The sequence below is a fragment of the Pseudomonas sp. SJZ079 genome (assembly GCF_007993865.1).
GTDB lineage: Bacteria > Pseudomonadota > Gammaproteobacteria > Pseudomonadales > Pseudomonadaceae > Aquipseudomonas.
The window spans coordinates 388,896-415,620 of record NZ_VIUH01000002.1; the positions used below are offsets into that span (position 1 = coordinate 388,896).

Below are 26,725 nucleotides of genomic sequence, written 5' to 3' on the forward strand. Positions count from 1 at the left end.
ATGGAACGATTGACGAGGAACAACGGATGTTCGCCCCAGCCAACCAGACCCATTTCAGCCTGAGTATCGAAGGCGCCAGCCACGACCTGCAGGTGCTCGAATTCAGCGGGCGAGAGGCGATCAGTCAGCCCTTCGAATTCGAGCTGGAACTGGTCAGCGAGCGCCCCGACCTCGACTTGCAAGCCCTGCTGCATCGCCCGGCTTTTTTGGCCTTGTCCCAGGCCGGCAACGGCATCCACGGGCACATCTACCGCGTCGCCCAAGGCGAGTCCGGTCAGCGCCTGACCCGTTACCACGTCAGCCTGCGCCCGCAACTGGCCTACCTGGCGCACCGCACCAACCAACGGATCTTCCAGCACCTGACGGTGGCCAAGATCATCAGCCAAGTGCTCGAAGAGCACGGCATCCAGGCCAACGCCTACCAATTCCAATTCGGCTCGGTGTACCCCGAGCGTGAGTACTGTGTGCAGTACGACGAGTCCGACCTGCACTTCATCCAGCGTCTGTGTGAAGAAGAAGGCATCCATTACCACTTCCAGCACAGCGACCAGGGGCATGTACTGGTGTTCGGCGACGACCAGACGCCCTTTCCAAAACTGGCGCCCACCGCCTACCAGCAGGACAGTGGCCTGGTCGCCGACGACCCGGTAGTCAAGCGCTTCGGCGTGCGCGTGGAAACCCGCAGCAGTCGGGTGACCCGCCGCGACTACGACTTCGAGAAGCCCAAACTGCTGCTGGAGGCCGACGCCAAGAGCACCTTCAGCCCGGACCTCGAGGACTACGACTACCCCGGCCGTTTCGTCGAACGTGAACGCGGCAAGCACCTCAGCCAGCGCGCCCTCGAACGTCACCGCCACGACTTCGAACTGGCCGAAGGCGAGAGCGACCAAACCCTGTTGGTCAGCGGCCACTTCCTGGCCTTCACCGATCACCCGCGGCAGAGCTGGAACGACCTCTGGCTGCTCAGCGAAGTCCACCACCAGGGCAAACAGCCGCAGGTGCTGGAAGAGTCCATCACTAGCGCTCCCTCGCCCCTCCGGGGAGAGGGCTGGGGTGAGGGGAAAACAGACGACACAGGCTTCCAACAAGGCTACCGCAACCACTTCAGCGCCACGCCCTGGACGGTGCCGTACCGCCCGACAGTGCAGCATCCCAAGCCGCGCATCCTCGGCAGCCAGAGCGCCGTGGTCACCGGCCCGGCTGGCGAGGAGATCCATTGCGACCAGTACGGTCGGGTCAGGGTGCAGTTCTTCTGGGACCGTCACGGCCAGGCCGACGACAAGACCAGCTGCTGGTTGCGTGTGTCGTCAAGCTGGGCCGGCGACCGCTACGGCGGCATCGCCATCCCACGGGTGGGCATGGAGGTGCTGGTGACCTTCCTTGAAGGCGACCCCGATCAGCCCCTGGTCACCGGCTGCCTGTACCACGCCGAACACGTGGTGCCCTACGACCTGCCGGCGAACAAGACCCGCACGCTATTCAAGACCCTCAGCTCACCCGGTGGCGACGGCTACAACGAACTGCGCATCGAAGACCGCAAGGGCGCCGAGCAGATCTACCTGCACGCCCAGCGCGACTGGGACGAGAACATCGAGCACGACCAGAAGATCCGCATCGGCCACGAGCGCCACGACACGGTCGAGGCCAACAGCTACAGCGAATTCAAGGGTGAAGAACACCGCACCACTCACCTTGATCGCAAGAGCGAAATCAAAGCCAACGACCACCTCACCGTGGGCAGCAACCAGCACATCAAGATCGGCACCAGCCAGTTCATCGACGCCGGCAACGAAATCCACCTGTCCAGCGGGCAGAAAGTGGTGCTGGAAGCCGGCAGCGAACTGACCTTCAAGGCCGCCGGCAGCTTTATCAAGCTGGACGCCGGCGGCATCACAATGGTCGGGCCGATCATCAAGCTCAACTCCGGCGGCGGGCCGGGGAGTGGGTCGGAGGCGGCGCCGGTGTTGCCGATTATTCCCAAACCCGCCGATACCGCGCCAGTTGGTGAAAAGACCGGCAAGGCCAACGTCAATCCGCTGTTGCCGCTAGCGAGTCTGGGCGAACAAGGACCGCAACAATTGATTGTCGATGTCTGGGGCGACCCCGCTTTAGGCGGCCAGGTACAACTGCTCGACCCGCAAGGTGACGCATGAGCGAGCTAAAGGATCAGGCCATCGACCAAGGCACCCGCAAGCGCACGGAATACGACAACGCACGCCGTGCGAGGCTGGCGCTGAATATCGAACGCAGCGATGGCGGCATGCTGCAAGTCGTTGTTGAAACGGATATGCGCAGCCACGAAGAAGAGCCGGATATTCAGCAGAATACCTTTCTCGCCGTTGTGCCCATGGCACGGCTGCCGGGACATGACCAATTCAACGAAGCGCCCAAAGGTGCACTGCCCCGTCCTGGGCGCATTTATGTATTTCAGAACGGCAAGCTGTGGCGCGAACTGGCGTGTGATGGCCAAGGCAGCCTATCCGATGTGGATATGACCCACTGGCGCAAGCTGGCGAACCAAGGTGAACCGGCTGATGATCGAACTCCGGTTGGCAAGCCACTGGCGCTGACGTTGGTACCCATGCTGTTGAAAGGCCGCTTTGTCGGTGACCAATACGCCATGGCCTACAGCGAGATGGCTTGGACCTGGGAATACATCGCCTGGCTGGAAGCCAACAGCAGCCGAGTCAAGAATCGCTGCCAGAATCTGGCGCCGGCCTGGTCGGCGGCGGTTGTTGGCGGCGAGCAATGGAAGCCGACCCAGGCGATGCCGATCATCGTGATCGACAAGCAAGTCGAGGGCCTTAGGCCACGTGACTTGCATGTTGAATGCGCACTGCGTGACCCCGCGATTTTTACCCCGGCAATGACAGCACTCGCCCCCCAAGAGCTGTTTGTCGAGCTGCATAAGCAACAGCAAGCGCTTGCAGGGCATACGGGCGCTGCAGCTCCGACTGCGCTGCCAGCGCTACCTGCTGGCAAGGATGTCCTCGCAGAAAAGGGCTTGCGCGGTTATCCAAAGCTGGTTGGCTTTATGTTGGACGACCCCTTGTTCGAGCTGCGCCATGCGGTAGAGCAATCTCGCTTGGCAACCGAAGCCTTGCAAACCTATAACGCCCTGGTGCCGTTTCAGCCGTTTGGCCGTTACGCCGAAGTGCTGCATCAATGGGCGATGCCAAGCAATGCGCCGCTGGCTGACTTGCGCGGGCATATCGATATGGCTGCGTTTGAGAAAACCATGCTGCATACCAAACGCCAAGGTGCGCGCGAGTGCATTCATCGCCAGCTCGAGCGGGCGCTGGCGTTATCGCAGAGCAAATTGACCGCAGTATGGAATGACTGGATTTACAGCAACGATGAACGCCTGCTGGAGCCCTATAGCCTGCTGATCGATATGCTGGAAATGCTCAGTCGCCTGCCCCAAGGCAGCGATGCGCGCAGCACCGATGCGGAGAATCGCGAACTTGCGCAAGCGGTGGAGCGCCTGATCAGGCAACTGGCGGAGGCCAGCCATCCGCTTACCCGTGCAGCCTTGGCCGAGCAAAATGAAGCGCTGCCCGAGCTGGCCAAGCGCCTGGCAAAGTTGGCGGCGACAAACCAGGCCATCAAGCCGGAGAACATGGGTATCAGCACCCTGGCGATGTTCGCCGGCCTGGAAAGCCAGCAATCGCCCAACTATCAATACGCGGCCCAGAACCTGGCTCTGGCGGTGGACGAATGGCTGAACCACCTGAGTAAAACCGTGCTACTGACGCTCAGGCGGTTGCGTACCAGCGCATCCACCGTCCAGCTGGATATGCAGCGCCTCTTTACGCCGACCATGGGCCTGCTGAGCAAACTGCATAGCCAGGCCAAGACGATCAAGTTCATCCCCCAGGGCGAAGCCCTGGCACAGAATATGGTGGTGCTGGGCGTGCATGGTGGCGGCCTCAGCTTTGGCCTGACACCCAGCGAACGCACCACCTTGACCCGGCAGAACTACCTGTATGGCAACTTGCAGGGGCGCAGTGGCAATGTACTGGGCACCACCAGTGGCAAGCTGGCGGAGGCCAATCGCTTCGCCAGCAAGGATCTGGGGCGCTTTATGGTCGTGGCCGTGCCTGCCAACGACCCCCTGGTGCAAGAGCTGAACAGCTGGCGACTCAGCGCCGCCAACTTGGGCCGCGCAGGACAAATCGCCAAGTCACCGGCATTGCCGCTCTTCGCCACGCTAATGGCGGCTTATAACCTGCATGTCAATACGGTTGGGGCCAAGGCGCTGATGGAGAATGAGAAAGTAAGATGGGGGGGCGGGGCTTTATCGGCTGCTGCGGACCTTTTCCTAGCCTCAAACAACATCGCGCTAAAAATCATCGAAGGCTCAGGTATCAGGTCGCCTTGGTATGCGCTATGGGAAAAAGGTCGCATCGACGTCTCGCGGATATCGGAGCGCTGGGCAAGCAACCTCAGCAAGCGCACGGGCAGCAGTTGGCTCAGCGCTTCGAGAATTGGCTCCGGGGCGGCCATGGCGGTAACCGTCGTGCTATTTGTTTGGGACGCCAAACGTGCCTTCGACCAAGGCGATAAGGACGTATCCGTTGCCAATGCCATTGCCGCCTCCGGCGGAGCCATGTGGGCGCTCTACACGGTGGGCTTATTGGCCAGCCCCTGGGTGCTGGGCGCGGGTATCGTGTTGTTGCTGGGCGGCGCGATTGCCGCAGTGCTATTGGCCGATGGTGCAATCGAGCAGGCGGTCAAGCACGGGCCATTTGGCAAGGAGCAGCCCCTGGCGCATATGAACGACCCCAGGGTCGCCTATCAGCAACTGCTCGGCGCTATCGGCCAACCTCGAGTACGCATCGAGCGTCTGGAAAACTGGCAGAAAAGCGCCTCCGTAGAGGATCAGGCGAAGCTGCAGGTTGCGGAAGCTCAGGATCGTAGCGACCTCGACCCGCTGGACTGGGTAATCGAGCTGCAATCCGGCCTGCTGAGCCAATACCCCAGTAACCAGGGCTTTATCTTGCGGACGTCCGAACTCAAGCGGGAGCGCGGTCATCACAGCGGCTGGCAGCGCAGGCCGGCCAAGGTTATATCGCGGGAAAAACTCGGGGCCGTGGTGCTGGACGGCAGCCGCGTGCTCTACGTCCTGCCCCATCAACACCAGCCAGCCTTTAGCCCTTTGGCCTCCAGCCAATATGCCCTCAAGGTGCGCGCCCAGTTCCGCCTTGGCCATCAGAGTTGCCGAGCCGGTGATCCTTTTCCAGCCTATGACGACCTGATTTTGCCGCAGCCGAGCCCGCGCCAATGGGCGGCCTTCAACCCGGCCCTGTTGCCCAGGGAAGACGACGTGATGGATGACGTACCCTATTGGCTGATCGACCAGAGCGACTACCACAAACTATGAATGCCCCCGAAATAGAGCAGAGTCCTTATACGGCCAGCGCCTACAACTCGACTGCCATTCCGATCCAGCCACCGCATAAGTGGCAGCAGGATGCCAACCGCAGCAACCTGCGCCGTACCCAGTTGCGTTGGGGCCACTATGCCAACTTGCAGCCCTGGCAGGTGGTCGATATGCAACTGCAGGCCAATGAACATACCTTTGTCGAGCGCACGGGAGAAACTGAGCTGTATTGCGATCAGCAGCGCTGGCGCTTCGAGAACTTCAATAAGCTACTTATATTGATACCGTTTCTGAAGTATTTATCTTTATTTATGGCGCCTTGGTTTTTCTGGATGTTTGCGACCATAGACCTGTTGCCGAATACACTGCTGCCTAATTTTATACTGGTACTATTTGCTCTGCTGATGATCGGCGTTAGCGGTTGGCTCTATTGGGAGAAAACTTTAAAGGCTTATTTGATTCAAGTAGGTGCTGGCTTGGCTACGGCGCTGCTCAGTGCGGTATTTACTTACAATACGTCCAGCTACGGCACCGATCTGTTTTGGTTTTGCGGGATTATGGCCTTCTCCATCTTTATGGGGGTGGTCGGTTTCGACTTTCTGCTGGATCTGTATCTGCGGCTGTTTAAATACGACGGCAGTGAATTCAATAGGCAAACCGGCATGGTGACCATCGCCCGGCGCTTTCGTAAGCCGTTCGTGGCACCTTTCTACGAGTTCGACGCTACCATGGAGTTTCGCCCAGGGCCGCATGGCAGCGGCGGCATGGCGCTGTGGTTGCATCACCGTTATGCCGATTGCGATATATTTCTCGGCGGCAAGCTCCATCCATTGGGCCTCACCCCGGAAGAAGCACTGGCCTTCTGGGACTGCCTGCAACGCTATATGGATGTAAGCCAGCCACTACCCGAGCTACCGATACTCGAACAACTCCGCCACCTCGACCCGGTCACGGCCGAGTACGACCGCCAGAACAAGCGCGACCCGCGCCGCTGGCGCGACTTGCCTTATCGTGCCTGGGAAGGCCGAGGGCAATCAGAAACGATGAAACGCAATCAGAACTACCCCTGGCAACAGCAACCCTGCATCCTCCAGGCAAAAATCGACCCCAGCCTGAGCATCGAAACCTACTACCGCGACCAGGAAACCAAAGGCATCCAGGCCACGCCCAAGGCTGATGATTTCGATAACACCCATCGCCACTGAATATTATCGAGATATTTATCAAGGAACGACGCTCATGAGCAAGAAGCTTGACCATCACCTCATCAAAAAATATTACTGCCCTGCCGAGACTAAGCCAAAAAAACCTAAATATGCGTCGGGATTAATAACAATTGCACTTCTGTTTACTGCTGTCACCGAACTTTCTGGCCCGATAGATGCTGTTCTTGTCGCTGGGGTGTTCCTGGTGCTGTACCTGTTCATTGCATGGGTGACCAAGCCGAACCGCCCCGAAGATATCGGCGAATTATCTGCGGAATTTCGCAAAGATGGAGTTCGCATTCTGGCAACTGTGGATAACTTGGTAGGGTTCCAGGAAAAAATTAAATTGTCCGATATAAAGACGGTCTCTGGCTATATCCAGGATGGTTGGCTGTGGGTGCGCGATCGCGGGATCTTGCTAGAAACCAATCAAGACCCGCAATTTCGGCTATCACTAAATCTCAATCGGCAAGGATTGGATAACCTGCTGGTGAGCCTGCAGCCGTCGCTGAGCGACATGAATTACAACATTGGAAAGCTGCGTAAATTCCAGCCTTGAAGGCACCTAGAGCATAGCCTGGGTACACATTGCCGGCACCCAGACCACGCCCGTCGCTACAACGCCTTCTCGAACACCTTGGAATTGCGCTGAAAGTTGTACAGCGAGGCGCGTGCCGCAGGCAGGCGCTCGACGCTGCTGGGCACGAAGCCGCGCTCGCGGAACCAGTCGGCGGTGCGGGTGGTGAGCACGAACAGGTGCTTCAAGCCCTGAGCCCGTGCCCGTTCCTCGATCCGCGCGAGCAGTTCGTCGCCACGGCCGCCGTGGCGGTAAGCCGAGTTGACCGCCAGGCAGGCCAGTTCGCCGTAGTCCGAGTCGGCGATCTGGTAAAGCGCGGCGCAAGCGATGATCAGCCCTTCGCGCTCGACGATGCTGAACTGCTCGATCTCGCGTTCCAGTACCTCGCGCGAACGGCGCACCAGGATGCCCTGCTCTTCCAGCGGGCTGATCAGTTCGATCAAGCCGCCGACGTCCTCGATAGTCGCCTCACGCAGGGACTCGAACTGCTCTTGCGCCACCAGGGTGCCGTTGCCGGCACGGGTGAACAGTTCGCTGAGCAGGGCGCCATCCTCGGTATAGCTGACGATATGGCTGCGCCGCACCCCACCACTGCAGGCCTGGGCGGCGGCATCGAGCAATTCTGCTTGATAACTGCCGTTCAGCCGCTGCAAATGCTGCGGCACCTGCTGCGGGCGCAGCTCGCGCACCAGCTTGCCCGCCTCATCGAGCAGACCGGACTCGGCACCGAACAACAACAGTTTGTCGGCGCCCAGGTCGATGGCCGCACGGGTGGCCACGTCCTCGCAGGACAGGTTGAAGATTTCCCCGGTGGGCGAATAGCCCAGCGACGACAGCAACACGATGCTGCGCTCATCGAGTAGCCGGCCGATACCCTTGCGGTCGACCCGCCGTACCTCACCGGTGTGGTGATAGTCGATGCCGTCGACCACGCCGATCGGCCGCGCGGTGACGAAGTTGCCGCTGGCCACGCGCAGGCGTGCGCCCTGCATCGGCGAGGCGGCCATGTCCATCGACAGGCGCGCCTCGATGGCGATACGCAGTTGGCCGACCGCGTCGATTACGCACTCCAGGGTTGGCCCGTCGGTGACCCGCAGATCGCGGTGAAAATGCGGGGTCAAGCCGCGCGCCGTCAGCCGTGCCTCGATTTGCGAGCGCGAACCGTGCACCAGCACCAGGCGCACGCCAAGGCTGTGCAACAGCACCAAGTCGTGGACGATATTGCCGAAATTCGGGTGGGCGACGCCCTCGCCCGGCAACATGACCACGAAGGTGCAGTCGCGGTGGGCATTGATATAGGGCGAGGCGTGACGCAGCCAGTTAACGTAGTCGTGCATGTGAGAGCCTGTAGAGCAATGACGGAAGTAAAGGTGAAAACAACGCTTCTCGCGCTGAGAGAAGGTAACTAGCGTCGTCGCAGCAGCATCAGGACTCCCCTTCAGGCTTTCGCAGGTTGCAGACAGTAGTGTTGGATCAACTCACGTAACAGACGCACAGTCGGCTCAAGGCGTGACATTTCCAGGAACTCGCCCGGCTGATGGGCGCAGTCGATGTCGCCGGGACCGAGCACCAGAGTCTCGCAGCCGAGTTGCTGAAGATAAGGCGCTTCGGTGGCGAATGCCACCGCCGCCGCCGCATGCCCGGTGAGCCGTTCGGCCACCCGCACCAGTTCGGCATCGGCGACCTGCTCGAACGGCGGCACGCTGGGGAACAGCGGGGCGAAGTCGATCTTGACCTGATGCTGCTCGGCCAGCGGTTGCAACTTCTGCCTGATCGCCGCACGCAGCGCTTCGGGCTGCATGCCCGGCAGCGGGCGCAGGTCGAACTCCAGCGAGCACTGACCGCAGATGCGATTGGGGTTGTCGCCACCGTGGATGCAGCCGAGGTTGAGCGTCGGCTGCGGCACACTGAACTGCGGATTGCGGTAGTCCCGCTGCCATTGCTGGCGCAGTTGCAGCAGCTCGCCCATCACCGCCTGCATCGCCTCCAGCGCGCTATGACCGAGGGTGGGGTCGGAGGAATGGCCACTCTGGCCGAGGATGTCGATGCGCTCCATCATCACGCCCTTGTGCAAGCGGATCGGTTTGAGCCCGGTCGGCTCACCGATCACCGCCGCCCGACCCAACGGCCGTCCGGCGTCGGCCAGGGCACGCGCCCCGGACATCGAGCTTTCCTCGTCACAGGTGGCGAGGATCAGCAGGGGTTGCTGGAACGACTGGGTCAACAAGGGCTGCAGCGCTTCGATGACCAAGGCGAAGAAGCCCTTCATGTCGCAGCTGCCGAGGCCGATCCAGCGGCCATCGCGTTCGGTGAGTTTGAGCGGGTCGGTCTGCCATAACGCGGCATCGAATGGCACGGTGTCGCTGTGCCCGGCCAGGACCAGGCCGCCAGGGCCGCTGCCGTAACTGGCGAGCAAATTGAATTTACCGGGGCTGACTTCCTGTACATCGCAGGCGAAGCCGAGGTCACCGAGCCAGCTGGAGAGCAACTCGATCACCGGACGATTGGATTGGTCCCAATGCGCCTGGGTGCAGCTCACCGAGGGCGCGGCGATCAGCGCGGCGAATTGCTCTTTGAAGGAAGGCAGGGACATCGGTGGTCTCCACTGGCGTAGCCCTCATCATAGGGGCAACGCCAGTAGAGATGAAACCGCCGAGTCCGATCAAACGCCGCCGAAGATACCGCGCAGGATCATGAAGAAGAAAATCGACAAGGCCGCACCGACCGGCAAGGTGATGATCCAGGACATGAAGATCTTGCCGATCACCCCCAGGTTCAAGGCACCGATACCCCGCGCGATACCGACGCCCAGTACCGCACCGACCAGGGTGTGGGTGGTGGACACCGGCAGGCCGATGGCCGAGGCACCGACCACCGTGGTGGCGGTGGCCAACTCGGCGGCGAAACCGCGGCTCGGAGTCAGTTCGGTGATTTCCTTGCCGATGGTGGCGATCACCTTGTAGCCGTAGGTGGCCAGGCCGATGACGATACCGACGGCGCCGAGCAGCAGCACCCAGCTCGGCAGTGCGGCCTTGGCGCCGACCGCCTCACCGCCGGACTGGATCACTCCGACGATCGCCGCCAACGGACCGACGGCATTGGCCACGTCATTGGAGCCGTGGGCGAAGGCCATGGCGCAGGCGGTGAAGATCATCAATACGGCGAAGACCTTTTCCACGCTGGCGTAGTGGAAGGCCTTGTCGGCCTCCTCATCGACATGGATACGGCTGAGCAAGGCGACGCCGATCAGCATCACCAGCGCGCCGACCGCCAGCGCCAGGAGGAAACCCTCGCCGCCCGAGAGCTGCAGGCCAACATGCTTGAGGCCCTTGGTCACGGTGACGATGGCCACCATGAAGCCGGTGATGAACATATACAGTGGCACGAAACGCTTGGCGTTCTGGAACGGATTGTCGGTGTCGATGATCAGCTTCTGCACGCTCATGAACACGCCGAAGGCCACAACACCAGAGAGTACCGGGGAAATTACCCAGCTGGCGACGATCGGGCCGACGCCGGCCCAGTGCACCGCATCCATGGACACACCAACTGCGGCGAAACCGATCACCGCACCGATGATCGAGTGGGTGGTGGACACCGGCCAACCCTTGGTCGAGGCCACCAGCAGCCAGGTGCCCGCCGCCAACAGCGCCGACATCATGCCCAGCACCATCAGGTCAGGCGAGATCATCGAGGCATCGACAATGCCACTCTTGATGGTGTCGGTGACCTCGCCACCGGCCAGGTAGGCACCGCAGAACTCGAAGACCATGGCGATGAGGATCGCCTGCTTGATGGTCAGCGCGCGCGAGCCGACCGAGGTGCCCATGGCATTGGCCACATCGTTGGCGCCCACGCCCCAGGCCATGAAAAAGCCGAACAGGCAAGCCAGCAACAGGAGTAGCAGGCCGTAATCCGCAATCAGAGACATAAATGAATTCCGTTGTTCCCAGAAAGGACACTGGCGCTTAGCGCGCCAGCAGTTGTTCCAGTCGGTTGCCCACACGCTGGGCACGGTCGGCGACATCGCCGATCCAGTCGATGATCTGATAGAGGAACATCACATCGACCGGCGGAAGATCCTTCTCCAGTTTGAACAGGCTACGCCGCACCTCGATCTGCAGGCTGTCGGTGTCTTGCTCGATGACATCCAGCTCCTCGATCAAGGTTTCCACCAGCACCGCCTCACGGCCGCCGAAGCCAGCTTCGAGCAACTCATCCAGCTCGTTCATGGCCTTCAGCGCCTGGGCGCTGGCATCCACGGTGCGTTGCACAAAGGTGCGCATAAGCGGTTGCAAGTCTTGCGGAATCGCCATCTGCCGGCCCAGCATCAGCCCGGCGATGTCCTTGGCGCGGTTGGCAACTTTGTCCTGTACACTCAGCAGCTCTAGCAAATCCGAGCGTGGCACCGGCAAGAACAGGCTCTTGGGCAGATGCAAGCGCACGCCTTTCTTGAGCTTGTCGGCCTCGTGTTCCAGGCGCGCCATCTCCTGTTGCACCTGCTCGACCTTGGTCCAGTCCTCGGCCATCACGGCTTCGAAAAAGGGCACAAGGTTCGCCGCACACTCGTGGGCCTTGACGATGTGCTGCTGCATCGGCCCGAAGGGCGAGCGACCAAACAGGCTGACAAAGGGATTGATTGGCATAGGGTGGACCCCTGTTGTAGAAAGGCGGCAAGTATACGGATCACGCCTAATGCTCGCCAGTTCGCGTCATCCAACCGTCATAATTTCATAAGTAGGCGCTTAAGCTCACCATTATGGTCAAAGAAACCGAAATCAAGCTGCGGGTTAGCCGCGACACCCTGACCGCCCTGCGCGAGCACCCGCTGCTGAAAAAACGCAACAAGAGCGGCTGGGAACAACGCGAGCTGTTCAATCAATACTTCGATACCCCGGCCCGCGACCTGGCCCTGGCCAAGGTGGCCCTGCGCCTGCGCCGCGATGGCGAAGAGCATATCCAGACCCTGAAAACCCGGGGCCAGAGCGTCGCCGGCCTGTCCGAACGCAATGAGTGGGACTGGTCCCTGGCGAAAGCCAAGCTGGACCTGAAAAAGCTCGATGACAGTTGCTGGCCGGCAGACTTGGCCGAGCTGGACAAGAAGCAGCTCAAGCCCATTTTCAGCACCGACTTCACCCGTCAACGCGCCGAGATTGCCTGGGGTCGCGGCAAGGCCAAGGTAGTGATCGAAGCCGCGCTGGACCTCGGCAAGGTCATCGCCAATGATCAGGAAGAGGAAATCTGCGAGCTGGAACTGGAGCTGCGCCAGGGCGAACCCGCCGCACTGCTGGAGCTGGCCGCCGAGCTGGCCGCCGACCTGCCGTTGATGCCCTGCGACATCAGCAAAGCCGAGCGCGGTTACCGCTTGTTCGACAGCCACAGTTACAGCCTCAGCCTGCCAGCGCCGCAGGTCCACGCAGAACTGAGCCTGGACGATGCCTTTACCGCGCTCGCCTGGCATCTGCTCGGCAGCAGCCAGCGTCTGGCCGAGCAATACCGCTTCAATGGTCACTGGCGCCTGCTGGTCGACTGGCTCGAGCAGCTGGCCGGTTTCCGCGCGTTGCTCGGCAGTCTCGGCCAAGCCGCGCCACGCGCCAGCAGCAGCGAGCTGCGCCAGCCACTCGACGCCCTGCTGCACGACTGGCGACCTCGCATTCACGCAGGCCACCACGACGACGCCGCACGCCAGAGCGCCCCGGCACAGTTCGCCGCCGAGCTGGACGGCACACGCTGGGGGCGGTTCTCGTTGAATGCCTCGCGCTGGTTGCTCGCACGCAGCTGGACCGCCGAACGCAACAACCGCGGTAACCGTCAGGGCGCCGCGCCATTGGGCAACTGGCTGCCGACCCTGATCGCCGAGGAAGGGACCGCCCTGCAGCTGAAGCGTTACCAGCAGCAACCGGAAGACCTCGCCGAACAGCTGCCGCGCATCGAACGCCTGCTGGTCTGGTTGCGTCTCGCCCGTAGCGTGCTGGAGGTAGCGGAAGTCGACCGGCTGTACGGCGAGCTGAGCAAGTTGAGCGAGCTGGCCCACCAGGCCATCGACCCCGAGTCACTGGTGGCACGGCAATCCCAGGCCCAAACTGTGGCTACGCTGAAAGCCTGGAAATTGTTGGTGAAATAGGCGGCGCGCTCACTGGGGGGAGTAGCCGCGCAGCGGATTAATCCACCCTTGGCCTGACAACCCTTACGCGGCTAGACCGAGTCGGCAGACAACCCCTATGCTGAGCGTCAAGCTGCGGGTTTTTCCAAGCCACGACCGCAAGGAGTCCCATGTCCGCATTAGCCTCGCCCACCCAGGATCGCCCGCTGGAGCTCAACGACCTGCTGCGTGAGCTGGTCGCTCAGGGCCGGGTTGATCAGGACAGCGCCGAACAATGCCTGGCGATTCGCCGCAGCGCGGTGAACAGTCAACTGCACCCCCTGGAGTTTCTCGCCGCGCAACAGGTCGATGACCGCGCCCGCCCGGGCAAGAAGCTCGATCTGGAAAGCCTCACCCTATGGCTGGCAGAGTTCGCCGGCCAACCTTACCTGCGCATCGACCCGCTGAAGATCGACGTCGCCGCCATCACCCCGCTGATGTCCTACGCCTTCGCTCAGCGGCACAAGATCCTCGCCGTCGCCGTGGCGCCGGACGCCGTGACCATCGCCAGTGCCCAGCCGCTGGTGCAGCGCTGGGAAGCCGACCTGACCCATGTACTGAAACGCCCGATCAAGCGTGTAGTGGCCAACCCGGCGGACATCCAGCGCTTCACCCTGGAGTTCTACCGCCTGGCCAAGTCGGTCAGCGGTGCCAGCGCCGGCGACAGCAAGGTCAGCGGCGTCGGCAACTTCGAGCAGTTGCTCAACCTCGGCGCCCAGGATCAGGAACCGGACGCCAACGACGCGCATATCGTCAACATCGTCGACTGGTTGTTTCAGTACGCCTTCCAGCAGCGCGCCAGCGATATCCATATCGAACCGCGCCGCGAGCAGGGCAGCGTGCGCTTTCGCATCGACGGCGTGCTGCACACCGTCTACCAGTTCCCGCCGCAGGTGACCATGGCGGTGGTCAGCCGCCTGAAAAGCCTGGGGCGGATGAACGTCGCCGAGAAACGCAAACCCCAGGACGGCCGGGTCAAGACCAAGACCCCGGACGGCGGCGAAGTCGAGCTGCGCCTGTCCACCCTGCCGACCGCCTTCGGCGAGAAGATGGTGATGCGGATCTTCGACCCGGAAGTGCTGCTGAAGAGCTTCGACCAGCTGGGCTTCTCCCCTGACGACCTGAAACGCTGGGCCAGCATGACCGGCCAACCCAACGGCATCATCCTGGTCACCGGGCCGACCGGTTCGGGCAAGACCACCACGCTGTACACCACGCTCAAGCAGCTGGCCACCGAGGAGGTGAACGTCTGCACCATCGAAGACCCGATCGAGATGATCGAAGGCGCCTTCAACCAGATGCAAGTGCAGCACAACATCGACCTGACCTTTGCCAGCGGCGTGCGCGCGCTGATGCGCCAGGACCCGGACATCATCATGGTCGGCGAGATCCGCGACCTGGAGACCGCCGAGATGGCGATTCAGGCGGCGCTGACTGGTCACCTGGTGCTGTCGACCCTGCACACCAACGATGCCCCCAGTGCCATCACCCGCCTGCTGGAGCTGGGCGTACCGCACTACCTGCTCAAGGCCACCCTGCTCGGGGTGATGGCCCAGCGCCTGGTGCGCACCCTGTGCCCGCATTGCAAGGCGCCGCATGAACTCAGCGAGGACGATTGGCAGAGCCTGACCAAACCCTGGAATGCCCCGCTGCCGACCGGGGCACAGAAGGCCGTAGGTTGCCTGGAGTGCCGCGACACCGGCTACCGCGGCCGCGCCGGGGTCTACGAAATCATGCTGCTTAACGACGCGATGAAGCCGCTGCTGAGCGCCGACACCGACCTGATCGCTCTGCGCCGACATGCCTTTAAAGAAGGCATGCGCAGCCTAAGGCTGTCTGGCGCACAGAAAGTTGCCAGCGGCCTGACTACCATAGAGGAAGTGCTGCGGGTCACCCCGCAAAGCGAACAGAAGTGAACCTAGATTGTGCTGAGTAACACGGGCCCGGCCTGGCAATCGCAAACCTTAGCCCTATGGAAATGGAGTTTTTATGGAAGTTGGCAGTGTGATCTTTCTCTTCGTCGGCCTCGCCTTGGCCGTGGTGTTCATGGGCTTCAAGGTGGTGCCACAGGGGTCGCAGTGGACGGTGGAACGTTTCGGCCGCTACACCAACACCCTCAACCCGGGGCTGAACATCATAGTGCCGGTGATGGACCGCATCGGCCACAAACTCAGTGTCATGGAAACCGTGCTGGATATTCCGCCGCAGGAAGTCATCACCTCCGACAACGCCACGGTGCAGATCGATGCGGTGTGCTTCTTTCAGGTGATCAACGCCGCCCAGGCCGCCTACGAGGTGAACAACCTCACCCATGCGATCCGCAACCTGCTGCAAACCAATATCCGTACCGTGCTCGGCTCCATGGAGCTGGACGCCATGCTCAGCCAGCGCGACGCGATCAATGAAAAGTTGCTGCGCACCGTCGACGAAGCCACCGCGCCCTGGGGCATCAAGATCACCCGCATCGAGATCAAGGACATCAGCCCGCCGGCCGACCTGATGGCCGCCATGTCCGGGCAGATGAAGGCCGAGCGCATCAAGCGCGCGCAAATCCTCGAAGCCGAAGGCCTGCGCGCCGCTGCCATCCTTACCGCCGAAGGCAAGAAGCAGGCGCAAATTCTCGAGGCCGAGGGTGAACGGCAAGCGGCTTTCCTCGAAGCCGAGGCCCGCGAACGCGCCGCCGCGGCCGAAGCCGAAGCGACGCGCATGGTTTCCGAGGCCATCGCCAGCGGTAACGTGCAGGCGGTCAACTACTTCGTCGCGCAGAAATACATCGATGCCCTAGGCCAACTGGCCAGTGCCAATAACAGCAAGGTGATTCTCATGCCGCTGGAAGCCAGCCAGGTGATCGGCGCGGTGGGCGGGATCGGCGAAATCGTCAAAGCTACCTTCGGCGAACAGAAGGCCTAATCGATGTGGGACTCTCTGCAACAGCTCTCGTACTGGAATTGGCTGGCCTTCGGCACCTTGCTGCTGATCCTCGAGGTGTTCGGGGCCGGTGGTTATCTGCTGTGGATCGGCATCGCCGCCGCCAGCGTCGGCGTGCTGACCTACCTGATGCCGGGGCTGCCCTGGGCTATCCAGTTCATCCTGTTCGGCGTGCTGTCGATACTCACCGCGGTGCTCTGGTGGCGACGTCAGCGCACGGCCGCCAAGCCCTCCGATCAACCCGGACTGAACCTGCGCGGCAGCGAACTGCTCGGCCGCCAATTCATCCTGCATGAAGCCATCCATGAGGGCCGCGGCAAGATCAAGGCCGGCGACTCGCTGTGGCTGGTCAGCGGTCCCGACCTCCCCGTCGGCAGCACCATCAGGGTGGTCGGCCAGGACGGCGTACTGCTGAAAGTAGAGGCCTGCGAGTGACTGCGCCGACCTCGCGCCGCCAGCGGCGGCGCAGACGGCCTCATTCATCTCGAGCGGGCACCTGGCGATAGGCCATGCGCTTGGTCGGCGCACCGGAACCCGGCGCCCATCCACGACTCTAAGATCAGCGTAACCCTAGCCATCTTGGAGTAATCAGCATGCGCCGCCTTAGCCTGGTAATCCTTGCCGCTCTTTCTCTTTTGAGCGTCCCAGCCTTCGCCGACAACTGGGTCCGCGACATCCTCTCGTCCGGCGCGACCACCGCCTCGATCTACCTGACGTTTAAGGACAAGAAGCTGATCGTCCCAGCCCAGGACGATGCCAGCAGCTATGTCGCCAGTGGCGGGCAGATTCGCGGCCCTTATCTGGAAGCCGCACTGCAGCGCCTGCGCGCCGAGCATCCCGACCTGCAGGCCAGTGACATGGAATTGGCCAGTGCTATTCTGACAGCCCAGTAACACTCACCTCTGACACTTGGGCGAGCAGAAGTTCTCGCCCAGGCGTCAGAGGTGTTTGAGCGTGGCCACCCGTGTGCCCGTGCTACTTATTCGCGGTAGGCGTCCACCGGCACGCAGGCGCAGAACAGGTTGCGGTCCCCGTAGACGTTGTCGACACGGTTCACCGCCGGCCAATACTTGTGCGCCCGCGTGTGTGCAGTCGGGGTCACCGCCTGCTCGATGCTGTAGGGCCGCTGCCAGCTGCCGGTGACGTCGGCCAAGGTGTGCGGTGCATGTTTCAGCGGATTGTCCTCGGCCGGCCAGCCACCGCTCTGCACCCTGTCGATCTCCGCGCGGATGCTCAGCATCGCCTCGATAAAGCGATCCAACTCATGCAGTGACTCGCTCTCGGTCGGCTCGACCATCAGGGTGCCGGGCACCGGAAAGGACATGGTCGGCGCATGGAAACCGTAGTCGATCAGGCGCTTGGCCACATCCTCCTCGCTGATCCCGCTGTCTGCCTTGAGCGGGCGCAAGTCCAGGATGCATTCATGTGCCACACGGCCGTTGCGGCCACTGTAGAGCACCGGGAATGCGCCGTTCAGTTTGTGGGCCAGGTAATTCGCCGCGAGAATCGCCACCTCGGTGGCATCGGCCAGTTGCGGGCCCATCATGGCGATGTACATCCAACTGATCGGCAGGATACTCGCGCTACCCCAGGGCGCCGCACTGACCGCACCGTTCTGCGGGTCGGGGCCTTCCAGCTCGATCACCGGGTGATTGGCGACGAACGGCGCCAGGTGCGCGCGCACACCGATCGGCCCCATGCCCGGGCCGCCACCGCCGTGCGGAATACAGAAGGTCTTGTGCAGGTTCATGTGCGAGACGTCGGCGCCGATGTCCGCCGGCCGGGTCAGCCCGACTTGCGCATTGAGGTTGGCGCCGTCCATATACACCTGACCGCCGTGGGTGTGGATCACCTCGCAGATCTCGCGGATACCTTCCTCGTACACACCATGGGTCGAGGGATACGTGGCCATCAGGCAGGCCAGTTGCTCACCCGCCTCGGCCGCCTTGCGCTTGAGGTCGTCGAGGTCGACGTTGCCCTGGGCGTCGCACTCGACGATCTGCACGCGCAGACTGGCCATCTGCGCCGACGCCGGATTGGTGCCATGAGCCGAGGCCGGGATCAGGCAGATAGTGCGTTGGCTGTCGCCGCGACTCTCATGGTAGCGACGGATCGCCAGCAGACCGGCGAACTCGCCCTGGGCGCCGGAGTTGGGCTGCATGGAGATGGCGTCGAAACCGGTGATGGCGCACAGCCAGGCCTCCAGCTCGTCGATCATCGCCTGGTAGCCCTGGGCCTGTTCGAGCGGGGCGAAGGGGTGCAGGTTGGCGAACTCGGGCCAGGTGATGGGGATCATCTCGCTGGTAGCGTTGAGCTTCATGGTGCAGGAGCCGAGCGGAATCATCGCCTGGTTCAGCGCCAGGTCCTTGTTCTCCAGCTGCTTGAGGTAGCGCAGCATCTCGGTTTCGCTGTGGTGCGCATTGAACACCGGGTGGCTCAGGTAGCCGCTACTGCGCTCCAGGGAGGACGGAATCCCGCTCGACACCTCAGCGGCATCCAGCGCACTCACGCTTAGGCCATGATCGGCGCCGAGGAAGATCGCCCATAACTGCTCCACCGTCTGCTCGTCGCAGGTCTCGTCCAGGCTGACGCCGAGCTTGCCGCGACCGAGGATGCGCAGATTGATCCGCGCCGCCTGGGCCGACTCGATGATCGCCGTCTGGCTGCCGCCGACATCGAGGGTCAGGGTGTCGAAGAAGTGTCGGTTGTCGCGGGCGACACCCTTCTGCGCCAGGCCTTCGGCGAGGATGGCGGTCAGCCGCTGCACCCGCTGGGCGATCCGTAACAAGCCCTGCGGCCCATGATAAACGGCATAGCAGCTGGCGATATTGGCCAGCAGGACCTGCGCGGTACAGATGTTGGAGTTGGCCTTCTCGCGGCGAATATGCTGCTCGCGGGTTTGCAGGGCCATACGCAGCGCGACATTGCCGCGGGCGTCCTTGGAGACGCCGATGATCCGCCCCGGTATGGCGCGTTTGTAGGCCTCGCGACTGGCGAAGAACGCCGCGTGCGGTCCGCCGTAGCCCATCGGCACGCCGAAACGCTGGGCCGAGCCGAACACCACGTCGGCGCCCAACTCGCCCGGCGGCGTCAGCAACAACAGGCTGAGCAGGTCCGTCGCGACGCAGGCCAACGCTTGCTGAGCGTGCAACTGCTCGATCAGCGGGCGCAGGTCGCGAATCTCGCCGTGGGTATCCGGATATTGCAGCAACGCACCGAACACCTGGTGCGCAGCCAGGGTGTCGACACTGTCGATGATCAGCTCGAAGCCGAACGCCTCGGCCCGGGTGCGCACCACGGAAATGGTCTGCGGGTGGCAGTGCTGATCGACGAAGAACAGGTTGCTCTTGCTCTTGGTCACGCGCTTGGCCAGGGCCATGGCTTCGGCGGCGGCGGTGGCCTCATCGAGCAAGGAGGCGCTGGCCAGATCCAGCCCGGTCAGATCGATGGTCAGCTGTTGGAAGTTCAGCAACGCCTCCAGGCGGCCCTGGGCGATTTCCGGCTGATAAGGCGTATAGGCGGTGTACCAGCCCGGATTCTCCAGCACGTTGCGCAGAATCACCGGCGGCGTGAGGGTGCCGTGATAGCCCATGCCGATCAGGCTGGTCCACAGCTGATTCTGCGCGGCGTAGCCTCTGAGCTTGGCCAGGGCCGCCTGCTCGTCCAGCGCCGGCGGCAGTGCCAGTGGCTGCTGCAGACGGATCGCCGGCGGCACCGTCTGCTCGATCAGCGCGGCGCGACTGGGCAGACCGAGGGCTGCCAGCATGACCTGCTGTTCGGCGACGTCCGGGCCGAGATGACGCCGCAGAAAGGCGTCGGGCTGTTGCAGTTGGGAAAGACGGGGCGTGCTGGACATGGCCTTCACTCTGCTGAAAAAAGACAAAGCCTCGACAATGCGAGGCTCTATCAGCTTAGGAAAGATTCAGCGAAGTGCGCGACCAAGCAGCCGGACCGGGTCGCCTACCGCAGCAGGATCAGGCGTCGGCGTCGGCAGTGCTCTTGTAGGCGGAGGCATCGAGCAACTTGTCCAGTTCGCTGACATCGCTCGGCTGCAGCTTGAAGAACCAGCTGCCGTAGGGATCGCTGTTGACGCTCTCGGGGCTGTCGGCCAGCGCCTCGTTGATCGCGATCACTTCACCGCCGATCGGCGCATAGATGTCGGAAGCGGCCTTGACCGATTCCACCACCCCGGCTTCCTGGCCGGCGGCCAGCACTTTGCCGACTTTCGGCAATTCGATGAAGACCACATCGCCCAGGGCTTCCTGGGCATGGTCAGAGATGCCCACGGTGACGCTGCCGTCGGCTTCCAGGCGCGCCCACTCATGGCTGGTGGCAAAACGCAGATCGGCGGGGATAGTGCTCATGTGTCGTTCCTCGTAAGACATGACGGCGACCGCGCCGTCAGGAAAATTTAGCAGGCGTTGGCCATGCCGTTAGCGAAGCGTCGCAAAAGTTCGCGAGTAAAGCCTTCAACTGCGGTGCAACATCCCTTCAGATCAAGGCCCTGCCGTGACGCACAAAGCTGGGCTGTACCACCCGCACCGGGTACCACTTGCCACGGATCTCCACTTCGGCGCGTTCAGCGGTGGCCGCCGGCACTCGGGCCAGGGCAATGGCTTTGCCGAGGGTCGGCGAGAAGCTGCCGCTGGTGATCTCTCCTTCGCCGACGCCCGCCACCCGCACCACCTGGTGCGCGCGCAGCACGCCGCGCTCCTCCAGCACCAGGCCGACCAGCTTGGCGCTCGCGCCCGCCTTCTGCTGCCGCTCCAGTTCCGCGCGGCCGATGAAGTCGCGACTGGCCGGCTCCCAGGCAACCGTCCAGCTCATGTTGGCCGCCAGCGGCGAGACCTGCTCGTCCATGTCCTGACCGTATAGATTCATCCCGGCCTCCAGGCGCAAGGTATCGCGCGCGCCCAAACCGATCGGAGCAATGCCGGCGCCAACCAGCTCGTTGAGAAACTCCAGCGCTTGCTCGGCCGGTAGCATGATCTCCAGGCCGTCCTCACCGGTATAGCCGCTACGGGCGATAAACCAGTCGCCTTCCGGTAAGCCCTGAAGCGGCAACAGTTCATAGATCAAGGCGGCGCGGGCCTGAGTCACCAGTTCGGCGACCTTGGCCCGTGCCTGCGGCCCCTGAATGGCGAGCATGGCCAGATCGGCACGCTCGTTTAACTCGACGGCGAAAGCGCTGCTCTGCTGACGCATCCAGGCCAGGTCCTTGTCGCGGGTGGCGGCATTGACCACCAGACGGTAGCTGTCGGGCAGCTCAGGCGTAGCGGTTAGGTAGACGATCGTATCGTCGATCACCCCAGCCTGCTGGTTGAGCATGCCGCTGTACAACGCCTTGCCGGGGCTATCCAGGCGCTCGACGTCGTTCGCCAGCAGGTGCTGCAGGTAGGCCTTGGCCTGACTGCCGCTCACATCGACCACGGTCATGTGGGACACATCGAAGACGCCGCAGTCGCGACGCACCTGGTGGTGCTCCTCGACTTGCGAACCATAGTGCAGTGGCATGTCCCAGCCACCGAAGTCGACCATCTTGGCCCCTAACGCGAGGTGCAGACCATAGAGAGGTGTACGCTGTCCCATGGGTGTCTCCTTCCGGGCTTGGCGAAGCTGCGGGCTGGCGCGGAACCCGGCACACCCGCTGAATTGGGCGCTTAAAAAGGGCTTCACGCTGCCGATCCTGATGACCGGTCGCAGCGGATGGCGCGCATTGTAGCCGCAAGGTCGGGGCGGGTCATCTTGGCCGTAGGGCTAACGCGACGAGGGCCATCAGCCTGAGCCGACGACGGACGCTTGGCGACGCGGCAGCGACAGTCCTAGCCGAGCCGTCGGGCCGAGCGACGAATCAGACCGATCACCGGCAGCAGGCCAACCAGCACCAGGGTCAAGGCCGGCAATGCGGCACGCGCCCACTCGCCCTCGCTGGTCATCTCGAACACCCGCACCGACAGCGTGTCCCAACCGAATGGACGCATCAGCAGGGTCGCCGGCATCTCTTTGAGCACATCGACGAATACCAGCAGCGCAGCCGACAGCGCGCCCGGCACCAGCAGCGGCAGGTACACCTTGAGGAACAAGCCGATCCCACCGACGCCGAGGCTACGCGAGGCTTCCGGCAGCGATGGGCGAATCCGCGCCAGGCTGTTCTCCAGCGGGCCGTAGGCCACCGCCATAAATCGGATCAGGTAGGCCAGCAACAGCGCCGACAGGCTACCGAGCAGCAATGGCTTACCGGCCCCGCCGAGCCAGCTCGACAGCGGAATCACCAGCTCACGGTCGAGGTAGCTGAACGCCAGCATGATCGCCACCGCGAGCATCGAACCGGGCAATGCGTAGCCGAGATTGGCCAGGCCGACCGTCGAACGCATCAGCCGGGTTGGCGCCATACGTCGAGCGAAGGCCAGCAGCAAGGCCACGCCAACGGTCACCGACGCGGCAATGCCGCCAAGATAGAGCGTGTGCAGAATCAAGCCGGTGTAGCGCTCGTCCAGATCGAAACGGCCGCGCTGCCAGAACCACAGCACCAGCTGCAGGACTGGAATCACGAAGGCGCAGGCGAACACCAGGCCGCACCAGGCGCTGGCGACCACGGCCTGGCCACCCCTGAGCTGATACAGCGCCTTGCCGCGCGGCCGCTCGTTGACCGGGCGCACCGCGCCGCGGGCGCGGCGCTCGCCATACAGCACCAGCATCACCGCAAGCAGCAGCAGGCTGGCCAGCTGAGTGGCGCTGGTCAGGCTGTAGAAGCTGTACCAAGTCTTGTAGATGGCGGTGGTGAAAGTATCGAAGTTGAACACCGACACCGCGCCGAAATCGGCCAGGGTTTCCATGATGGCCAACGCCAGACCGGCGCCAATCGCCGGCCGCGCCATCGGCAGGGCCACGCGCCAGAACGCCGACCAGGGGCTCAGCCCCAGCACCCGCGCGGCCTCCATCAAGCCCTTGCCCTGAGCCAGGAAGGCATTGCGCGCCAGCAAGTACACATAGGGGTAGAACACCAGGATCAGTACCGTGATCACCCCGCCGGTGGAGCGCACCCGTGGCAGGCGCAAGCCCGCGCCGAACCACTCGCGCAGCAGGCTCTGCACCGGCCCGGCAAAATCCAGCAGACCGACGAAGACGAAGGCCAGCACATAGGCCGGAATGGCGAACGGCAGCATCAACGCCCAGTCCAGCCAGCGCCGCCCGGGAAACTCGCACAGGCTGGTCAGCCAGGCCAGGCTGACACCAAGCAGGGTCACTCCGATGCCGACACCGAGCACCAGCATCAGGGTGTTGCCAATCAGGCGCAGCAACTGGGTTTGCCACAGATGCGCCCATATTTGCCGATCCACCTCATGCCAACTGAACAGCAGCACGCTCAGCGGCAGCAACACCAGCAGGGCAACCGCGAACGCTATGGGGTACCAGCGGCGCTGGGCAGGGTGGGCCACGCAAAATCCTCAGAGCTTGAAAACACAACGCCCCGGGCTGAGCCGGGGCGCCGAGTATAACGATTTTCCGCAGCCTGGCTGGCGCACGCCAGTCAGCAGACGAATCGAGCGTCGATCAATTCCAGCCGGCACGGTCCATCAGCATGGTGGCTTCGGCCTGGCGCTTGCCGGCCACTTCCAGCGGAATGCTGTCGGCCTTGAACACGCCCCAGGCAGCAACCTCGGCGGACGGGGCGATCTGCGGGTTGGCCGGAAACTCCTGGTTGAGGCCGGCGAACAGGCCTTGGGCCTCCTCGGTGGTCATCCATTCCAACAGCTTCTGCGCCTGCTCGGCATGCGGCGCGTACTGGGTCACGCCGGCACCGGACAGGTTGACGTGGACGCCACGATCGCTCTGATTCGGCCAGAACAGCTTGGCCTTAAGGTCCGGCTGCTGCTTGTGCAGGCGGCCGAAGTAGTAGGTGTTGACGATACCGACATCGCACTGGCCGGCGTCGACGGCTTGGATCAGCGCAGTGTCGTCAGCAAACACATCGGTGGCCAGGTTATTCACCCAACCCTTGAGGATTTCCTCGGTCTTGGCCGCGCCATGGGTCTCGATCAGGGTAGCGGTCAGCGACTGGTTGTAGACCTTCTTGCTGGTGCGCAGGCACAGACGGCCTTCCCAATTCTTGTCGGCCAGGGCTTCGTAGGTGCTCAGCTCGCTCGGATTGACCCGCTCGGTGGAGTAGACGATGGTCCGTGCGCGCAGCGACAGGCCGGTCCAGCTGCCGGTGCTGGAGCGGTATTGGGCCGGGATATTCTCGGCGATGATGGCGGACTGCAGCGGCTTGAGCACACCTTGCTGCTCGGCCTGCCAGAGGTTGCCGGCGTCCACGGTGATCAGCATGTCGGCCGGGGTGTTCTCGCCCTCGGCTTTCAAACGCGCCAACAGCGGTGCTTCCTTGTCGGTAATGAACTTGACCGGCACACCGGTCTTGGCGGTATAGGCATCGAAGACCGGTTTGATCAGCTCATCGATACGCGAGGAGTAAACCACCACCTCATCGGCGGCCTGCACGGCGCCAGCCAGTGCGGTGAGGGTCAGAGCGGCGAACAAGCGCTTACTTACCTGCATGAATACTGCCTCTTGGTGAAGATGAGTCGAAAACCCAAATAGTAGTGAATAACATTTAGTTTCTCAACCCGACTTCGTTAACCAGGCGTACTCCACCCTTATCCACGTCGAGACCGAAGGGTTTGCCATGCATAGAAAGACCAGCGATTAACCTGCATCGAGGCGCACGACGGCGCCCCGTCACCTGCCGACGAACAGCACCTTAGATGCGCGCCAGCTCCGGCAAATCGCCGGACAGACCGAGCGCCTGGCGGACAAACAAGGCCTTGGCCTCGGGCAGCTCATCGACCCAGTTGAGGCCGGCATTGCGCAACCAACGCAGCGGCAGCGGGTCGGCCTGGAACAAGCGTTCGAAGCCTTCCATGGCCGCCATCATGGCCAGGTTATGCGGCATGCGCCGGCGCTCATAGCGGCTCAACACCCGCGTATCAGCCAGGCGCTCGCCCCGCGCCTGAGCGTGCAGCAGCACCTCGGCGAGTACCGCGGCATCGAGAAAGCCCAAGTTGACGCCCTGCCCGGCCAAGGGGTGAATGCTGTGCGCGGCATCGCCGATCAACGCCAGGCCGTCTTCGACGTAACGCTTGGCATGCCGCTGCCGCAGCGGGATGCACAGGCGTCGATCCGCCTGTAGCACCTCACCCAGGCGATGCTCGAAGGCCTTGCCCAGCTCGCTGCAGAAGCTTGCGTCATCCAAGCCCATCAAGCGCTCGGCTTCGCTCGGGGTGGCCGACCAGACGATCGAGCACCAGTGCTGGTCGGCCGGCGCTCCCGTGTCGACACCGCTCAACGGCAGAAACGCCAGCGGGCCATCATCGGTGAAACGCTGCCAGGCGGTGGCCTGGTGCGGTTGGGCACAGCGCACGCTGGTGACGATGGCATGGTGCAAATAGGCCCACTCACGGGTGGCGCAGCCGGCCAGGCGGCGCACGGCGGAATTGGCACCGTCGGCGGCAATCAACACAGGCGTGCGCAATTGCCGGCCATCGTCCAGGGTCAGCAGCCAGTCATCGCCGGAACGGCGCAACTGCTCCAGTCGGGCGTTAGCCAACAGGCCAATGTTGCTGTCGTGCAAGCGCTCGAGCAGGGCATCCTGCACCACGCGGTTTTCGACGATATGGCCGAGCGTCTCGGCATGCACGCTGGCCGCACTGAAATGAATCTGCCCGGTGCCGGAGCCGTCCCATACCTGCATCTCGCCATAGGCACTGCAGCGCCGCGCGACGATGCCGGGCCACACCCCCAGACGTTCCAGCACCCGCTGACTGGCCCCTGACAGCGCACTGACACGCGGCTCGAAGGGCGCGCTGTTATCGAACGGCTTGACGCTGAGCGAGCCGCCATCGACCAGCAGGATATCCAGACCAGCTTCTTGCAAGGCCAGGGCCAGGGCACTGCCGACCATACCGGCCCCGACGATGATCAGATCCGCACGCATGCTTGAATTTCCTTATGGGGCCTGCCGCGCACGCGGCTTGAGGCGGACGTAGAGGGTCTTGTGCACCTTGGCCACCAACTGGCCCTGCGCGTCGCGCACCTCGACGCTGAGCTGCGGCAAATACTTTTCGCCGCTGGCGGTACGCGCGCGGATATCCGCCAGCAAGGCGTCGTCGATGCGAAACTCGGCGAACACCGGGCCCCTGCCGGGGCTGACGAATTCGATGCTCGCGGCCTGATCCCAGACCAGGTACTCATCGCCGAGCAGCGGCATCAGCAAGAGCATGTAAAAAGGGTCGACCATGCTGTACAGCGAACCACCGAACTGGGTGCCGACGAAATTGCGGTTGTACCAACGCAGCGCCATTTTCACCCGTGCCTGGCGGCAGTCGGCACTGATGTGCTGCACGCTCACCCCGGCGCCGAGGTAAGGCGGATAGAGGTTCAGGCCGAAGCGCAGCAAGCGGGCGCGACGAGCCAAGCGGCGAGCGCTCATGTTG

General features: G+C 62.8%; 20 protein-coding genes. 9 read left to right on the forward strand and 11 right to left on the reverse strand.

Annotation, left to right across the window (positions count from 1 at the left end; all coding sequences use genetic code 11):
• Positions 1-26 precede the first annotated feature (26 nt).
• Genes tssI through FBY03_RS03925 form a run of 4 tightly spaced genes read left to right on the forward strand, consistent with a single transcriptional unit; the run spans position 27 to position 7,147 of the window.
• The gene (tssI, locus tag FBY03_RS03910) at positions 27-2,153 is read left to right on the forward strand and encodes a type VI secretion system tip protein VgrG (protein ID WP_147170881.1); all 2,127 of its coding nucleotides are present in this window, start codon (positions 27-29) and stop codon (positions 2,151-2,153) included.
• Positions 2,150-5,383 carry a hypothetical protein gene (locus FBY03_RS03915; protein WP_147170882.1) on the forward strand — a complete coding sequence of 1,078 codons (3,234 nt, stop codon included), beginning with the start codon at positions 2,150-2,152 and terminating at the stop codon, positions 5,381-5,383. Before tssI ends, FBY03_RS03915 begins: the two co-directional genes overlap by 4 nt.
• Entirely contained in the window at positions 5,380-6,588 is a 1,209-nt protein-coding gene (locus tag FBY03_RS23165; protein ID WP_256677855.1) for a nucleoporin NDC1, read from the forward strand. Before FBY03_RS03915 ends, FBY03_RS23165 begins: the two co-directional genes overlap by 4 nt.
• A 34-nt stretch (positions 6,589-6,622) precedes the next feature.
• Positions 6,623-7,147, forward strand: a complete 525-nt coding sequence (locus FBY03_RS03925) for a hypothetical protein (RefSeq protein ID WP_147170883.1) — start codon at positions 6,623-6,625, stop codon at positions 7,145-7,147.
• Positions 7,148-7,203: 56 nt separating this feature from the next.
• Here the strand turns inward: FBY03_RS03925 and argA are convergent, their stop codons facing one another.
• From argA to FBY03_RS03945, 4 genes are all read right to left on the reverse strand, one after another.
• Entirely contained in the window at positions 7,204-8,502 is a 1,299-nt protein-coding gene (argA, locus tag FBY03_RS03930; RefSeq protein WP_147170884.1) for an amino-acid N-acetyltransferase, read from the reverse strand.
• A 101-nt stretch (positions 8,503-8,603) separates the two neighbouring features.
• Positions 8,604-9,758: an acetylornithine deacetylase gene (gene argE / locus FBY03_RS03935; protein WP_147170885.1), complete on the reverse strand. Its 1,155-nt coding sequence runs from the start codon at positions 9,756-9,758 to the stop codon at positions 8,604-8,606.
• A 69-nt stretch (positions 9,759-9,827) separates the two neighbouring features.
• Positions 9,828-11,096: an inorganic phosphate transporter gene (locus FBY03_RS03940; RefSeq protein WP_147170886.1), complete on the reverse strand. Its 1,269-nt coding sequence runs from the start codon at positions 11,094-11,096 to the stop codon at positions 9,828-9,830.
• A 37-nt stretch (positions 11,097-11,133) separates the two neighbouring features.
• Positions 11,134-11,811, reverse strand: coding sequence for a TIGR00153 family protein (locus FBY03_RS03945; RefSeq protein ID WP_147170887.1), 678 nt, complete (start codon positions 11,809-11,811; stop codon positions 11,134-11,136).
• Positions 11,812-11,924: 113 nt separating this feature from the next.
• Between FBY03_RS03945 and FBY03_RS03950 the strand changes: the two genes are divergently transcribed.
• From FBY03_RS03950 to FBY03_RS03970, 5 genes are all read left to right on the forward strand, one after another.
• A complete protein-coding gene (locus FBY03_RS03950; RefSeq protein ID WP_147170888.1) occupies positions 11,925-13,289 on the forward strand; it encodes an inorganic triphosphatase in 1,365 nt (454 codons plus the stop codon).
• A 149-nt stretch (positions 13,290-13,438) separates the two neighbouring features.
• Complete coding sequence (locus FBY03_RS03955) at positions 13,439-15,223, forward strand: GspE/PulE family protein (RefSeq protein ID WP_147170889.1); 1,785 nt, start codon at positions 13,439-13,441, stop codon at positions 15,221-15,223.
• A 73-nt stretch (positions 15,224-15,296) separates the two neighbouring features.
• On the forward strand, positions 15,297-16,217 hold the full coding sequence (locus tag FBY03_RS03960; RefSeq protein ID WP_025164040.1) for an SPFH domain-containing protein: 921 nt from the start codon (positions 15,297-15,299) through the stop codon (positions 16,215-16,217).
• 3 nt (positions 16,218-16,220) lie between these two features.
• Positions 16,221-16,670, forward strand: coding sequence for an NfeD family protein (locus tag FBY03_RS03965; protein WP_147170890.1), 450 nt, complete (start codon positions 16,221-16,223; stop codon positions 16,668-16,670).
• Positions 16,671-16,828: 158 nt separating this feature from the next.
• Complete coding sequence (locus tag FBY03_RS03970; RefSeq protein ID WP_147170891.1) at positions 16,829-17,128, forward strand: DUF2388 domain-containing protein; 300 nt, start codon at positions 16,829-16,831, stop codon at positions 17,126-17,128.
• Between the two features lie 86 nt (positions 17,129-17,214).
• Here FBY03_RS03970 and gcvP read toward each other — a convergent pair whose 3' ends face one another.
• The 7 genes from gcvP to FBY03_RS04005 form a co-directional block, all read right to left on the reverse strand.
• Entirely contained in the window at positions 17,215-20,091 is a 2,877-nt protein-coding gene (gene gcvP / locus FBY03_RS03975) for an aminomethyl-transferring glycine dehydrogenase (protein ID WP_147170892.1), read from the reverse strand.
• 118 nt (positions 20,092-20,209) lie between these two features.
• The gene (gene gcvH, locus FBY03_RS03980) at positions 20,210-20,599 is read right to left on the reverse strand and encodes a glycine cleavage system protein GcvH (protein WP_147170893.1); all 390 of its coding nucleotides are present in this window, start codon (positions 20,597-20,599) and stop codon (positions 20,210-20,212) included.
• Between the two features lie 127 nt (positions 20,600-20,726).
• Positions 20,727-21,824 (reverse strand): glycine cleavage system aminomethyltransferase GcvT, encoded by a 1,098-nt coding sequence (gene gcvT, locus FBY03_RS03985; protein WP_147170894.1) that lies wholly within the window; start codon positions 21,822-21,824, stop codon positions 20,727-20,729.
• A gap of 233 nt (positions 21,825-22,057) precedes the next feature.
• Positions 22,058-23,674, reverse strand: a complete 1,617-nt coding sequence (locus tag FBY03_RS03990; RefSeq protein ID WP_147170895.1) for an iron ABC transporter permease — start codon at positions 23,672-23,674, stop codon at positions 22,058-22,060.
• A 115-nt stretch (positions 23,675-23,789) separates the two neighbouring features.
• On the reverse strand, positions 23,790-24,791 hold the full coding sequence (locus FBY03_RS03995; protein WP_147170896.1) for an extracellular solute-binding protein: 1,002 nt from the start codon (positions 24,789-24,791) through the stop codon (positions 23,790-23,792).
• Between the two features lie 202 nt (positions 24,792-24,993).
• Positions 24,994-26,226: a 2-octaprenyl-3-methyl-6-methoxy-1,4-benzoquinol hydroxylase gene (locus FBY03_RS04000; RefSeq protein ID WP_147170897.1), complete on the reverse strand. Its 1,233-nt coding sequence runs from the start codon at positions 26,224-26,226 to the stop codon at positions 24,994-24,996.
• Positions 26,227-26,238: 12 nt separating this feature from the next.
• Positions 26,239-26,721: a DUF4442 domain-containing protein gene (locus FBY03_RS04005; protein ID WP_147170898.1), complete on the reverse strand. Its 483-nt coding sequence runs from the start codon at positions 26,719-26,721 to the stop codon at positions 26,239-26,241.
• Positions 26,722-26,725 lie beyond the last annotated feature (4 nt).

Coding starts and splice junctions, on each gene's coding strand:
- tssI (WP_147170881.1), top strand. CDS start 27: ATGTTCGCCCCAGCCAACCAGACCCATTTCAGCCTGAGTATCGAAGGC.
- FBY03_RS03915 (WP_147170882.1), top strand. CDS start 2,150: ATGAGCGAGCTAAAGGATCAGGCCATCGACCAAGGCACCCGCAAGCGC.
- FBY03_RS23165 (WP_256677855.1), top strand. CDS start 5,380: ATGAATGCCCCCGAAATAGAGCAGAGTCCTTATACGGCCAGCGCCTAC.
- FBY03_RS03925 (WP_147170883.1), top strand. CDS start 6,623: ATGAGCAAGAAGCTTGACCATCACCTCATCAAAAAATATTACTGCCCT.
- argA (WP_147170884.1), bottom strand. CDS start 8,502: ATGCACGACTACGTTAACTGGCTGCGTCACGCCTCGCCCTATATCAAT.
- argE (WP_147170885.1), bottom strand. CDS start 9,758: ATGTCCCTGCCTTCCTTCAAAGAGCAATTCGCCGCGCTGATCGCCGCG.
- FBY03_RS03940 (WP_147170886.1), bottom strand. CDS start 11,096: ATGTCTCTGATTGCGGATTACGGCCTGCTACTCCTGTTGCTGGCTTGC.
- FBY03_RS03945 (WP_147170887.1), bottom strand. CDS start 11,811: ATGCCAATCAATCCCTTTGTCAGCCTGTTTGGTCGCTCGCCCTTCGGG.
- FBY03_RS03950 (WP_147170888.1), top strand. CDS start 11,925: ATGGTCAAAGAAACCGAAATCAAGCTGCGGGTTAGCCGCGACACCCTG.
- FBY03_RS03955 (WP_147170889.1), top strand. CDS start 13,439: ATGTCCGCATTAGCCTCGCCCACCCAGGATCGCCCGCTGGAGCTCAAC.
- FBY03_RS03960 (WP_025164040.1), top strand. CDS start 15,297: ATGGAAGTTGGCAGTGTGATCTTTCTCTTCGTCGGCCTCGCCTTGGCC.
- FBY03_RS03965 (WP_147170890.1), top strand. CDS start 16,221: ATGTGGGACTCTCTGCAACAGCTCTCGTACTGGAATTGGCTGGCCTTC.
- FBY03_RS03970 (WP_147170891.1), top strand. CDS start 16,829: ATGCGCCGCCTTAGCCTGGTAATCCTTGCCGCTCTTTCTCTTTTGAGC.
- gcvP (WP_147170892.1), bottom strand. CDS start 20,091: ATGTCCAGCACGCCCCGTCTTTCCCAACTGCAACAGCCCGACGCCTTT.
- gcvH (WP_147170893.1), bottom strand. CDS start 20,599: ATGAGCACTATCCCCGCCGATCTGCGTTTTGCCACCAGCCATGAGTGG.
- gcvT (WP_147170894.1), bottom strand. CDS start 21,824: ATGGGACAGCGTACACCTCTCTATGGTCTGCACCTCGCGTTAGGGGCC.
- FBY03_RS03995 (WP_147170896.1), bottom strand. CDS start 24,791: ATGCAGGTAAGTAAGCGCTTGTTCGCCGCTCTGACCCTCACCGCACTG.
- FBY03_RS04000 (WP_147170897.1), bottom strand. CDS start 26,226: ATGCGTGCGGATCTGATCATCGTCGGGGCCGGTATGGTCGGCAGTGCC.
- FBY03_RS04005 (WP_147170898.1), bottom strand. CDS start 26,721: ATGAGCGCTCGCCGCTTGGCTCGTCGCGCCCGCTTGCTGCGCTTCGGC.